The 12151-nt window shown below is 69.4% G+C and carries 11 protein-coding genes; 5 read left to right on the plus strand and 6 right to left on the minus strand.

Going from position 1 to position 12151, the window contains the following annotated elements; all coding sequences use genetic code 11:
- Positions 1-44 precede the first annotated feature (44 nt).
- From DEJ09_RS10400 to DEJ09_RS10425, 6 genes are read right to left on the minus strand one after another with little or no spacing between them, the layout of a single operon-like run.
- Positions 45-971 (minus strand): prenyltransferase, encoded by a 927-nt coding sequence (locus DEJ09_RS10400; protein ID WP_071404934.1) that lies wholly within the window; start codon positions 969-971, stop codon positions 45-47.
- Entirely contained in the window at positions 968-1402 is a 435-nt protein-coding gene (locus DEJ09_RS10405; protein WP_181433336.1) for a lycopene cyclase domain-containing protein, read from the minus strand. The genes DEJ09_RS10400 and DEJ09_RS10405 overlap by 4 nt, the downstream gene beginning before the upstream one ends.
- Positions 1399-1731 (minus strand): lycopene cyclase domain-containing protein, encoded by a 333-nt coding sequence (locus DEJ09_RS10410; RefSeq protein ID WP_111088500.1) that lies wholly within the window; start codon positions 1729-1731, stop codon positions 1399-1401. Before DEJ09_RS10410 ends, DEJ09_RS10405 begins: the two co-directional genes overlap by 4 nt.
- Positions 1731-3371: a phytoene desaturase family protein gene (gene crtI / locus DEJ09_RS10415; protein ID WP_111022696.1), complete on the minus strand. Its 1641-nt coding sequence runs from the start codon at positions 3369-3371 to the stop codon at positions 1731-1733. The genes DEJ09_RS10410 and crtI overlap by 1 nt, the downstream gene beginning before the upstream one ends.
- Entirely contained in the window at positions 3368-4306 is a 939-nt protein-coding gene (locus tag DEJ09_RS10420; protein WP_111088502.1) for a squalene/phytoene synthase family protein, read from the minus strand. The genes crtI and DEJ09_RS10420 overlap by 4 nt, the downstream gene beginning before the upstream one ends.
- The gene (locus DEJ09_RS10425; protein WP_071404931.1) at positions 4303-5361 is read right to left on the minus strand and encodes a polyprenyl synthetase family protein; all 1059 of its coding nucleotides are present in this window, start codon (positions 5359-5361) and stop codon (positions 4303-4305) included. The genes DEJ09_RS10420 and DEJ09_RS10425 overlap by 4 nt, the downstream gene beginning before the upstream one ends.
- Before the next feature lie 21 nt (positions 5362-5382).
- Here DEJ09_RS10425 and idi point away from each other — a divergent pair, with 21 nt between their 5' ends.
- The 5 genes from idi (at position 5383) to mmsB (ending at position 12149) form a co-directional block, all read left to right on the plus strand.
- Positions 5383-5925: an isopentenyl-diphosphate Delta-isomerase gene (gene idi, locus DEJ09_RS10430; protein ID WP_110864939.1), complete on the plus strand. Its 543-nt coding sequence runs from the start codon at positions 5383-5385 to the stop codon at positions 5923-5925.
- A gap of 246 nt (positions 5926-6171) precedes the next feature.
- On the plus strand, positions 6172-7221 hold the full coding sequence (locus tag DEJ09_RS10435; RefSeq protein ID WP_111088504.1) for a magnesium and cobalt transport protein CorA: 1050 nt from the start codon (positions 6172-6174) through the stop codon (positions 7219-7221).
- Positions 7222-7337: 116 nt separating this feature from the next.
- Complete coding sequence (locus DEJ09_RS10440) at positions 7338-8357, plus strand: LacI family DNA-binding transcriptional regulator (RefSeq protein WP_017886425.1); 1020 nt, start codon at positions 7338-7340, stop codon at positions 8355-8357.
- A 979-nt stretch (positions 8358-9336) separates the two neighbouring features.
- On the plus strand, positions 9337-10860 hold the full coding sequence (mmsA, locus tag DEJ09_RS10445; protein ID WP_111033091.1) for a multiple monosaccharide ABC transporter ATP-binding protein: 1524 nt from the start codon (positions 9337-9339) through the stop codon (positions 10858-10860).
- Entirely contained in the window at positions 10857-12149 is a 1293-nt protein-coding gene (gene mmsB / locus DEJ09_RS10450) for a multiple monosaccharide ABC transporter permease (RefSeq protein WP_111039392.1), read from the plus strand. The genes mmsA and mmsB overlap by 4 nt, the downstream gene beginning before the upstream one ends.
- Positions 12150-12151: the final 2 nt, after the last annotated feature.

The following is a 12151-nucleotide window of genomic DNA, read 5'->3' on the forward strand; positions in this document are numbered from 1 at the left end:
ACTGGTGACGCACCACGGACGCCGCGGTGCGTGCGTCCAGTCTGTCAGTGCGTGAAGGCGTACGCGATGAGTGCCATCGTGACGATGAAGCCCGCCAGGTAGTTGATCCAGAGGAAGCGCTTCCACCCGGCGTTCGCGGCCTCGGCGCCCTGGTCCGTGATGTTCCACCACGGCAGCACGTTGAGCGCGTACGGGATGACGACGATCGCGGCGATCGGCCCGGGGAACGCCGAGAACAGCAGCGCGACGCCGGCGACCAGGTAGGCGACGAAGGCCAGGCGGACGGTGGCCCGTGCACCGATGACGGTCGCGACGGAGCCGATGCCGCCGGCGCGGTCGGCCAGGACGTCCTGCACGGCACCGAACGCGTGCGAGGCCACGCCCCACAGGAAGAACGCGATGCACACGGCGACGAGTTCACCGGTCCAGTGCGGACCGGCGAGGGCGAGGCCGTAGATCGCCGGTGAGACGAAGTGGGTGCTCGACGTGAGCGAGTCGAGGAACGGCTTCTCCTTGAACCGCAGCCCCGGTGCCGAGTACGCGATGACCGCGAAGACGCTGATCGCCAGGACGAGCCACGACCACGGCCCGTTGCCGCTGACCGCGCCGAGCACCACGAGCGCGACGAGGAAGGGGACGTTCGTGACGACGACGGCCCACAGCGTGGTGCGGTGGACGCTCTTGTCGAGCAGGGCGCCCTCGACGCCGCCCTTGCGCGGGTTGCGCAGGTCGGACTCGTAGTCGAAGACGTCGTTGATGCCGTACATCGCCAGGTTGTAGGGCACCAGGAAGTACACGACGCCGACCAGGAACGCGACGAGCGAGAACCCGCCGCCGCCCTCGACGCCGACCCCGCTGCCGAGCAGGTACGCGGCGCCGAACGGGTAGGCGGTGTTCACCCAGCTGATCGGGCGCGACGACACGAACAGGGCGCGCAGGGTCGACGGCCTGGAGGCGGTGCTGGCGTTCACTTCATGTCCTCTGCTGGTGCTGTGGTCGGGCCGAGCGCGGGGCGCGCGCTGGTCCGGTCGCTGGCGTTCGTCCGGTCGCGTGCGCCCGTCCGGTCGAACAGGACCCACAGGCTGGGCAGCAGCACGATGGCGGACATCGCGTAGGCGAGGTCCTCGACCGGGATCGCACCGATCTTCGCACCGCTGATGAGCGAGGGGTCGTACGCGACGATCCGCAGCGTGACGATGACGTTGTCGAACACCATCGTCATCACCAGCAACGCGACGCCGGCGATCACGGACGTGAGCACCGCGACCCGGCGCCCGACCGCGGGCCGTCGACCCGCTGCACGGGCCCGGCGGGCGGCGACGACGCCGGCGACCACGGCCACGACGGCCGTGACGCCGAAGAACGGCAGGGCCAGGAGCGCGTACGCCCCGGTGCCGTTCACGACCGCCGCCGATCGGTCGCCCGCTGCACCAGGGGCCGGACGAAGCCGACCAGGTCCATCGTCGAGTAGCAGAGCAGCAGCAGGAAGAAGAGCTCTTCGAGCGGGACCTCGGGCGCCAGGAGCACCCCGGTGAGCAGGTTCTGCGGCCCGATGAAGAAGATGCCGGCAGCGACACCGGCGACGTCCCACACCATGAAGAACGCGACGCCGACGACCATCACGGCCGCCGCCCGCCAGGGTGCCCGCCAGAAGAACAGCCGGAAGCGGGCGTCCAGCACGGTCATGCCGACCAGGGACACCACCAGGCCGGCGAGGTAGACCCCGGGCATCAGGCGGTCTCGGTCCGGTCCCGCGGGGCCCCGAGGGGCGTCGGCAGCGGCTCGGTGCTCCGGTCGCCGTGGATGCGCTTGAGCAGGACCTCGGCGCTGATCAGGCACATCGGCAGACCGATGCCCGGGATCGTCGAGGCACCGACGTAGTACAGCCCCTCGACCTTCTTCGACGCGTTCTTCTCGCGGAAGAACGCGCTCTGCTTCAGGGTGTGCGCCGGGCCGAGCATCGAGCCGTTCCAGGCGTTCAGGTCGTCGGCGAAGTCGCGCGGTCCGATCGTCCGTCGGACCCGGATGCGGTCGCGCAGGTCCGGCACCCCGGCGCGCTCGGCCAGCACGTCGATGGCACGGTCCGCGATCTGCTCGACCTGGTAGTCACCGGCACCGTCGATGCCGCCCTTGCCGATCGACAGGTCGGCTGGCAGCGGCACCAGGATGAACAGGTTGCTGGTGCCGGGCGGCGAGACGCTCGGGTCGGTCTCGGACGGGGCGCAGACGTAGATCGAGGCGGGGTCCGGCACGTGCCGGTCGTCGCCGAAGATCGCGCCGAAGTTCGCCTTCCAGTCCGCGGTGAACATCAGGGTGTGGTGCAGCAGGCCCGGCGTCGGACCGTCGATGCCGAGGTACACGAGCACCGCGCTCGGGCCCGGGTCGCGCTTCTTCCAGTGGTCCGCGCCGTGGGTGCGGTGCTCCCGCTCGAGCAGCTGCATCTCGGTGTGCTGCATGTCGGCAGCGCTGACCACGAGGTCGGCGGGGGCCGTGTGCTGCACGCCGTCGCGGTCGCGGTGGACGACCCCGGTGGCGACGCCGTCCTCGACGACGATCCGTTCGACCTTCGCGCCGGCGATGATCTTCGCGCCCTCGGCCCGGGCGACCCGCTCGACGGCGGAGATCACCTCCGTGATGCCGCCCTTCGGGTAGAGCACGCCGTCGGCCAGGTCGAGGTGGCTCATCAGGTGGTACATGCTCGGCGCCGCGTACGGGCTCGTGCCGAGGAACACCGCCGGGTAGCCGAGGATCTGCCACAGGCGACGGTCGCGCACCGCGGTCTCGGCGAAGGTGGAGAGCGGCTCGAGCAGCAGGCGCGCGAGCTTGGGCAGGCGCCGCAGGACGTCGGGTGCGGCGAGCTTCGTGAGGTCCTGGAAGCTCGTGTAGAGGAACCGGCGCACGGCCATCGTGTAGGTGTCCTCGGCCGACGCGAGGTACTTCCGCATCCGCTCGCCGGCACCGGGCTCGATGGACTCGAACAGCGCGATGTTGGCCTCGGCGTCGGCGCGCAGGTCGATCGGCTCGTCGTGGCCCTCGCTGTAGACGCGGTAGCCGGGGTCGAGCTTCACCAGGTCGAGTTCGGCCTCGGCCGACGTTCCGAGCAGCTGGAAGAAGTGGTCGAAGACCTCGGGCATGAGGTACCACGACGGCCCGGTGTCGAACCGGAACCCGTCCTGCTCCCACGAACCGGCACGGCCGCCGAGCTGCGTGCGCTGCTCGAGCACCGTCACCGAGAAGCCGTCGCGTGCGAGCAGCGCGGCGGCCGCCAGGCCGCTGATGCCGCCGCCGATGACGACGGCGCGGCGTGCGGGCACCTTGCGCCGGGTGGTGGTTGCGACCGTCGTCGGTCGGGAGGCGCGGGGCGGGGTCATGAGGAGCCTCCCGGCCGGTGGGTGGTGACGCGCGACCGGAGCGGTGCGCGTCCGGCGAGGACCTGCGCCGCGAGGCGCACCTTCACCGGGTTGGGGACGCGCACGCGCGTCGTGACGAGGCGGCTCGCCGGGGTGCGCGCGAGTCGGTCGTTGAGTTCCTGGAACAGTGCGTGCGCGAGTCCGACGGCGTTGCGGGCGTCGGCCGGCAGCAGCCGGATCGTGCGTGCTGCGTGGTCGAGGTCGGCCTGCACGTCGGCGACCAGGCGGTGCTTCGTGGCCTCGTCGAAGGAGCGGATGTCGACGCCCGGGAAGTACGAGCGACCGAGCACCTCGAAGTCGGCGTGCAGGTCACGCAGGAAGTTCACCTTCTGGAACGCGGCGCCGAGCGCACGTGCACCGGCGACGAGTTCGGCCTGGTCGAACGTCGGCCGACCGGCGCGGTACACGAACGCGCGCAGGCACATCAGGCCGACGACCTCGGCCGAGCCGTACACGTACGCGTAGAACGAGTCGTCGTCGTGCTCGGTGCGGTCGAGGTCCATGCGCATCGAGGCGAAGAACGGGGCGGTGAGCTCGGCGCCGAAGCCGGTGGCGCGGGCCGTGCGGGCGAAGGCGTGGACGACCGGGTTCACCGAGAAGCCGAGCGCGATGGCCCGTTCGGTGTCGGCCTCGAGCTCGTCGAGCACCGTGCGGGCGAGCTCGCGGTCGAGCCCGGCCTCGGTCGCGGGGCCGTCGACGACCTCGTCCGCGACGCGGACCAGTGCGTAGACGTTCCGGATGTGCTCGCGCGTGTCGCGGGCCAGCATGCGGCTCGCCAGGCCGAACGACGTGGAGTACCGGTCGATGACGACCCCCGACGCGGCTTCGGCCGTGGCGTCGTAGAGCTGGAGGCGAGCCGGACGGGATCCGGTCGCCGTGGTGGTGCTGTGGGTCACCGGGCGCGCTCCACGAGTTCGGTCACGAGGGCCTCCAGGCGGTCGGCGAGGTCGTACGGCAGCCGGGCGAGCTCGGCCCGGGCGAGTGCGGTGTGGTCGGCGACACGTGCTTCCGCGGCGCCGCGCGCACCGCAGGAGACCAGGGTCGCACGGACCTCGTCCGCGCGGGCCTCGGTCAGGTCCGGGTCGCCGAGGTACGGCTCGAGGTCGGGCCAGCAGTCGGTGGTCGCCGCGTACGCGATCAGCATGGTGCGCTTGCCCTCGCGCAGGTCGCCCAGCACGGTCTTGCCGGTCATGGTCTCGTCGCCGAAGACCCCGAGCAGGTCGTCGACGATCTGGTACGCGATCCCGATCTCGCGGCCGAAGGCCCCGAGGGCGGTGACGATCTCCTCGTCGGCGCCGGCCAGCACGGCCCCGGACTGCAGGGGCGCCTCGAACGAGTACACGCTCGTCTTCGCCCGCTCCATGGCCAGGACCTCGTCCACCGTCGGCATCACGCCGAGTGCCAGGTCGACGTCGGTCATCTCGCCGGCAGCGCTGGCGAACACCGCCTCGTCGAGCAGTTCGAGCAGCCGCTCGCGGCGGGTGCCGTCGACGCCCGCAGCCTCGATGAAGCGGGGCGCACCGGCGAGTGCCAGGTCGCCGGCGATGACCGCGGCACTCATCCCCCGGTGCTCGGCCGTCGGCAACGGCAGGCCGCCCGTCGTCCCGTTGTCACGGAAGGACCCGGCGACGTTCGGCTGACCGCGGCGCGACCAGTCACGGTCGATGACGTCGTCGTGCACCACGAGTGCGGTGTGCAGGAGTTCGTAGGCCGCAGCGACGTTGGCGGCGGCGTGCACGTCGGTGCCGCCCATGCCGGCGTACGCGGTCATGACCATGCGGGGCCGGAAGCGCTTGCCGCCCATGCTCGCCTTGCGGAGCACGCGCCACAGTTCTTCGGACGGTCGGCCGTAGCGCTCGGCGCGTGCCGACGACACGGCGAAGAAGCGCTCGAGGCAGTCGTCGACGAGCGCGAGGTCGATGTGCGGCACGGTGGTCGCTTCCTCGCTCATTGGCCTAACCTATCGACACAGATGAACGCTTTCCCTGAATCCGTGGTGCTCCTGGCCGACGACCGTACCCCGATCGGCACGGCGGACAAGTTCACGGTGCACACAGCCCACACGCCCCTGCACCTGGCGTTCTCGTGCCACGTCCGGAACACCGACGGTGACGTCCTGGTGACCCGACGAGCACTGTCGAAGAAGACCTGGCCGGGGGTGTGGACGAACACCTTCTGCGGCCACCCCGGTCCGGACGAGTCCTTCGAGGACGCCATCGGCCGTCGTGCCTCTCGCGAGCTCGGCATCACCGTGCGTGACGTCGAGGTCGTGCTGCCGGAGTTCCGGTACCGCGCGGTCGACGCCTCGGGCATCGTGGAGAACGAGGTCTGCCCCGTCTTCCGTGCCGTGACCGACGACACCCCGGCGCCCGCCGACGACGAGGTCGCCGAGTGGGCATGGGTGTCCGAGGACTCTCTCAGGCAGGCCGTCGCCGGCGCGCCGTTCGCCTGGAGCCCGTGGCTCGGGTGGCAGCTCGCCGAACTCGAGACCGCCGGGCTGCACGTCACGCGCTGACGCTCCTGCGCAGGCCGCGACGGGTTGTCCGACCCGCGCCGCAGGCGTACGCTCGACCGTCGGCAGCGCTCTGGGCGCCGCCACGACGAGACGAGAAGGGCAGGTGAGGCGCGATGTCGGGTGACCATCCTCGATCGGGCCGGCCGCCCGTGTCGGTCGTCGCGCCCGCTCGCTGACCCTGCCCCGCCCCGGATCGCCTCCGGGGCGCCATCGCGCCCGCCTGCTCCCCACCGAAGGAGCACGCACATGGCACTGATCGACAACGCGATCTACGTCCGGGGACGCCGCGTGGAGTCTCCGTCGACCCTGTCGCGCCCGGCTCGTGGCGACCTGACGTGGATCGGGCTACTCCGGCCCGACCCGCACGAGCTCGAGGCCGTCGCCACCGAGTTCGACCTGCACGAGAACGCCGTCGAGGACGCCCGCAAGGGACACCAGCGCGCGAAGCTCGAGCGCTACGGCGACACCCTGTTCCTGGTGCTCCGGCCGGCCTGGTTCGACCCGTCCGAGGGCACCGTCGAGTTCGGCGAGGTGCACCTGTTCGTCGGCGACCACTTCGTCGTGAGTGTCCGGCACGCCGCCCGACCCGACCTGGCGGTGCTGCGGGCACAGGTCGAGGCAGACCCGGAGTTCCTGGCGAAGGGGTCCGAGGCCGTGACCGCGGCCGTGCTCGACGAGGTCGTCGACGGCTACGGCCCCGTCGTCCAGGTCCTGCAGGAGCAGATCGACGCCATCGAGGACCAGCTGTTCGCCGGGCAGGTCGACCCCGGGGTCTCGAAGCGCATCTACCAGCTGCTCAGCGAGGTCCTCGCGTTCCAGCGGGCTACCACCCCGGTGCCGGCGATGGTCACGGGGCTGCTCCGCGGTGCCGACAAGTACGGCGTGGACGACGACGTGCAGCACCGGCTCCGCAACGTGCACGACCACGCGCTCCGTGTCACCGAGCGGGTCGACTCGTTCCGCGCCCTGCTCGAGAACGCCCTGACCCTGCACGCCACCCTGGTGTCGCAGGAGCAGAACGAGGCGATGCGCCGGATGACCAGCGCGAGCCTGGCCCAGGGTGAGGAGAGCCGGCAACTCGCCCGGGCAGCACACCGCCAGGGCGAGGAGGTCAAGAGGATCTCGTCGTGGGCGGCGATCCTGTTCGCACCCGGCCTGATCGCCGGTGTCTACGGGATGAACTTCGACCACATGCCCGAGCTGCACTGGCACTACGGCTACCCGGTCGCGATCCTCGGCATGCTCTTGCTGATGGGCGTGCTCTGGGCGATCTTCCGCAAGCGCAACTGGCTCTGAGCGGACGGCGGATCGGCGCACAGGTGGCGTCGATCTGCCGGACGTGCATAATGATCTGGCCCGGATGTGAACGTGCACATCGATGTGCCACGGCACCCGGGCGGAAACGAGCAGCAATGGCGTCATCGCGGACACAGCAACCGCGTTCGCCCAGCATCCGTGACGTCGCACGGATCGCGGGCGTCTCGCACCAGACCGTCTCGCGGGTGCTGAACAACTCGGACGCGATCCGGGCCGAGACACGCGACAAGGTCCTGGCGGCCATGGAGCAGCTGCAGTACCGGCCGAACCGGGCCGCACGCGCCCTGGTCACGAGCCGGACCCACACGATCGGCGTCCTGACGGCCCGCCGCGCCCACTACGGTCCGGCCGTGGCACTGCAGGCGATCGAGGACGCCGCGATGCTCCGTGGCTACTCGGTCACGACGGCGAACATCGCTGAGGCGACCGATGCCGCCGTGCGGGAAGGACTCGGGCACCTGCTCGACCTCGACGTCGAGGGCATCGTCGTCATCGCGCCCCAGCAGCGGGTCTTCGACCTGATCGCGGAGCTCGGCATCCGCACCCCCTACGTCACCATGCGCGCCAGCGTCGGTGAGGATCCGACGGCCCTGTGGGTGGACCAGATGGAGGGCGCACGACTCGCGACCGCGCACCTGCTCGACCTGGGGCACGAGTACGTGCGGCACATCGCCGGACCGCAGGACTGGATCGAGGCCGACGCCCGGATGCAGGGGTTCCTGCGCGAGATGTCCGACCGCGACATGGCCGTCGCCCCGCCGATCCTGGGCGACTGGACCGCCGACTTCGGCTACCACGCCGGTCGCGAGCTGCTGCGGTGGCGGGACTGCACCGCGATCTTCTGCTCGAACGACCAGATGGCGCTCGGCGTCATGCACGCAGCGCGCTCGTACGGGCTCGACGTCCCGGGTGACCTGTCCGTGGTCGGCTACGACGACATCCCCGAGGCGAAGCACTTCTGGCCACCGCTCACCACGGTGCAGGTCGACTTCGCCGAGCTCGGGCGGCGCTGCGTGGACCTGCTGCTGCCGAGTGAGGGCGAACTGCTCCGCCCCATCGACATCGTCCCGCAGCTGGTCGTGCGCGCCTCCACCAGCGCGCCCCGCACGCGCTGACGCACCTCGGGCTGGTCCGGCGCCCCGGAGTACCTGCCACGAACTTCTGCCCAGGGACGCCCGGAGACACCCGGTACGCCCGAAACCGCCCCGCGCCCCCGGAGTACCTGCCACAAACGGGCATACCTGCCACGAACTTCCGACCAGGTACGCCCGAAGACACCAGGTACGCCCGGAATGACTGGGTACACCCGAAACGTCTCGGTACACCCGAAACCAACCGGCCACCCCGGAGTACCTGCCACAAACGGGCATACCTGCCACGAACTTCCGACCAGGTACGCCCGAAGACACCAGGTACGCCCGGAATGACTGGGTACACCCGAAACGACCCGGTACGCCCGGAACCACCCGGCGCCCCCGGAGTACCTGCCACAAACGGGCGTACCTGCCACGAACTTCCGACCAGGTACGCCCGAAACGACCAGGGACGCCCGGAACCACCCGGCCGCCCCGGAGTACCTGCCAGGAACGGGCATACCTGCCACGAACTTCCGACCAGGTACGCCCGGAAGCACCAGCCAAGCCCGCTCCGACAAGGCGAGCGCGGCTCCGGACGCGACCACGAAGCGGACGGGAGGCCCGTGGCGGGCCCGCCACGGGCCTCCCGTCCGCGCATGCGGATTCGCGCAACGAAACGCGCGCTCCCGAGCCCCCTGGCCCCAACCCGGGGGACGTTCCCTCCGGATCACGCACGCCGTTACGAAAACGCGACCAATCCGAATTGACAGCCGCACCGAGGCTGTGCGTAAATTGCCTCCGTCCAGCCGATGTGACCGTTCACATGAGCGTCACACCGAGCCGGATCCGGACGCGACAACGAAGTCCACACAGGCCCCCTGTGCTTTCGCTGCCGCAGCAGAACCACCCGAACACACTGCCGCACCGAAGCGGCAGAAGGAGATGCACTGTGGCGTCAACCCCGATCGACACCGGCCTCGAGACCCGGTCGATCACCGCACCCGAGACGATCCTCGAGATGCGCTCGATCACCAAGGAGTTCCCTGGTGTGAAGGCGCTGGCCGACGTCTCCCTCAGCGTCCGCGCCGGCGAGATCCACGCGATCTGCGGCGAGAACGGCGCCGGCAAGTCGACCCTGATGAAGGTCCTGTCGGGCGTCTACCCGTACGGCACCTACAGCGGCGAGATCGTCTACGAGGGCGAAGAAGTCCGCTTCTCGAACATCAAGCAGTCCGAGCAGGCCGGCATCGTCATCATCCACCAGGAGCTAGCGCTCATCCCGGAGCTCTCGATCACCGAGAACCTGTTCCTCGGCAACGAGCCGGGCCGCGGTGGCGTCATCAACTGGACCGCCGCGCAGCTGCGTGCGCAGGACCTGCTCGCCCGCGTCGGCCTGGCCGACGACCCGGACACGCAGATCAAGAACCTCGGTGTCGGCAAGCAGCAGCTCGTCGAGATCGCGAAGGCCCTGCACAAGGACGTCAAGCTCCTGATCCTCGACGAGCCGACCGCCGCGCTCAACGAGAACGACTCGCAGCACCTGCTCGACCTGATCGTCGGGCTGAAGGCCAAGGGCATCGCGAGCATCATCATCAGCCACAAGCTCAACGAGATCGAGCAGATCGCCGACGAGATCACGATCATCCGCGACGGCAAGGCCATCGAGACGCTCAACGTCAAGGCGGACGGCGTCAACGAGGACCGCATCATCCGCGGCATGGTGGGCCGCTCGCTCGAGTCGCGCTTCCCCGACCGCACCCCGAAGATCGGCGAGACCTTCTTCGAGGTCCGCAACTGGACCGTGCAGCACCCGCTCGACTCGTCGCGCCTGGTCTGCAAGGCCTCGAACTTCCACGTCCGCCGCGGTGAGATCGTCGGCTTCGCCGGCCTGATGGGCGCCGGACGCACCGAGCTCGCGATGAGCCTGTTCGGTCGCTCGTACGGCACCTGGCTCGACGGCCAGATCATCAAGGACGGCCGCGAGATCAAGGTCACGAACGTCCAGCAGGCGATCGAGAACGGCCTCGGCTACGTCTCCGAGGACCGCAAGGCGCTCGGCCTGAACCTGCTCGACACCGTGAAGCGCTCGACGGTCGCCGCCGACCTGCAGAAGATCTCGAAGCTCGGTGTCGTCGACTCGCTCGAGGAGTACTCGGTCGCCGAGAAGTACCGCAAGATGCTCCGCACCAAGGTGCCGAGCGTCGAGGACAACGTCGGCAAGCTCTCTGGTGGCAACCAGCAGAAGGTCGTCCTGTCCAAGTGGATGTTCACCGACCCGGACATCCTGATCCTCGACGAGCCCACCCGCGGCATCGACGTGGGCGCCAAGTTCGAGATCTACGGGATCATCCAGCAGCTCGCGGCCGAGGGGAAGGGCATCATCCTCATCTCGTCCGAGCTCCCCGAACTCCTCGGTCTCTCCGACCGGATCTACACCATCTTCGAGGGCCAGATCACCGCTGACCTCCCGGCCGACCAGGCCGATCCCGAATCGCTCATGCGCAGCATGACCTCCGCGCGGAAGGGCGCCACCGCCTCATGAACAACCTGAAACTGCTCTTCGGCAAGGGCAACAGCATCGGCCAGTACGGCATGATCATCGCCCTCATCGTGCTGCTGATCTTCTTCTCGATCACGACGAACGGGCTCATCCTCGAGCCGACCAACGTCATCAACCTGTTCCTGCAGTACTCCTACATCCTGATCCTGGCGCTCGGCATGGTCATGGTCATCATCGCGGGGCACATCGACCTGTCGGTGGGTTCGGTCGCGGCGGTCGTCGGCATCGTCGTGGCGCAGTCCATGGCCGTGTGGGACTTCCCGGTGTGGGCCGCCATCATCCTGGGTCTCGCGTGCGGTGCCCTGATCGGTGCGTGGCAGGGCTTCTGGGTCGCGTTCGTGAAGGTCCCGGCCTTCATCGTGACGCTGGCCGGTCAGCTCATCTTCCGTGGTGTGAACCAGATCATCGGCAACTCGACGTCGGTCCCCGTCCCGGACGCCTTCACCCCGATCGGCGCCGGCTTCCTCGGTGACTTCGGCCCCGACTTCGGCTTCAGCAACGGCACGCTGCTCATCGGCCTCGTCACGATCCTCGCGCTCATCATCATCGAGGTCCGTGGCCGTGCCCGCCGTCGGAAGATGCAGGCCGAGGTCCCGCCGCTGTGGGTCTCGATCGTCCGCACCGGCATCCTGGTCGCCGTCACGCTCGTCGCCACGTACCTGTTCGGCGCCGGTCCGGTCGGCACCTCGGTCCCGATCGTCGCGATCATCCTCGGCATCCTGACCATCGTCTACGGCTTCGTCACGAAGAACACGATCTTCGGTCGCCAGGTCTACGCCGTCGGTGGCAACGCCAACGCAGCCGTCCTGTCCGGTGTCTCCGCGAAGAAGGTCAACTTCTTCGTCATGATGAACATGTCGGTCCTCGCCGCGATCGCCGGCATGGTGTTCGTCGCCTACTCCGGCGCCTCGGGCCCCGCGGACGGCACCGGCTGGGAGCTCGACGCGATCGCCGCCGTGTTCGTCGGTGGTGCAGCGGTCGCCGGTGGTGTCGGCACGATCTCCGGCTCGATCATCGGTGGTCTCGTGATGGCGCTGCTGTCGAACGGTCTGCAGCTCATGGGCCTCGAGTCCAACCAGGTGCAGATCATCCGCGGTCTGGTCCTGCTCGTCGCCGTCGCCTTCGACGTCTACTCGAAGTCGCAGGGTCGTCCGTCCCTCATCGGGGGCATGATGCGGCAGTTCCAGCGGAAGGACACCGAGCAGAACACGGTGGCCGCCCAGCAGCCGCGGTCCATCGAGGACCAGCCGGACAAGATAACCCTCCCCTAGTT

The sequence above is a fragment of the Curtobacterium sp. MCLR17_055 genome (assembly GCF_003234305.1).
Taxonomy (GTDB): domain Bacteria; phylum Actinomycetota; class Actinomycetes; order Actinomycetales; family Microbacteriaceae; genus Curtobacterium; species Curtobacterium flaccumfaciens.

What these genes read in the sequence shown, in the direction of transcription:
- crtI (WP_111022696.1), bottom strand. Translation starts at nt 3,371, where the DNA reads ATGACCCCGCCCCGCGCCTCCCGACCGACGACGGTCGCAACCACCACC.
- mmsB (WP_111039392.1), top strand. Translation starts at nt 10,857, where the DNA reads ATGAACAACCTGAAACTGCTCTTCGGCAAGGGCAACAGCATCGGCCAG.
- DEJ09_RS10435 (WP_111088504.1), top strand. Translation starts at nt 6,172, where the DNA reads ATGGCACTGATCGACAACGCGATCTACGTCCGGGGACGCCGCGTGGAG.
- mmsA (WP_111033091.1), top strand. Translation starts at nt 9,337, where the DNA reads ATGCGCTCGATCACCAAGGAGTTCCCTGGTGTGAAGGCGCTGGCCGAC.
- idi (WP_110864939.1), top strand. Translation starts at nt 5,383, where the DNA reads ATGAACGCTTTCCCTGAATCCGTGGTGCTCCTGGCCGACGACCGTACC.
- DEJ09_RS10410 (WP_111088500.1), bottom strand. Translation starts at nt 1,731, where the DNA reads ATGCCCGGGGTCTACCTCGCCGGCCTGGTGGTGTCCCTGGTCGGCATG.
- DEJ09_RS10425 (WP_071404931.1), bottom strand. Translation starts at nt 5,361, where the DNA reads ATGAGCGAGGAAGCGACCACCGTGCCGCACATCGACCTCGCGCTCGTC.
- DEJ09_RS10440 (WP_017886425.1), top strand. Translation starts at nt 7,338, where the DNA reads ATGGCGTCATCGCGGACACAGCAACCGCGTTCGCCCAGCATCCGTGAC.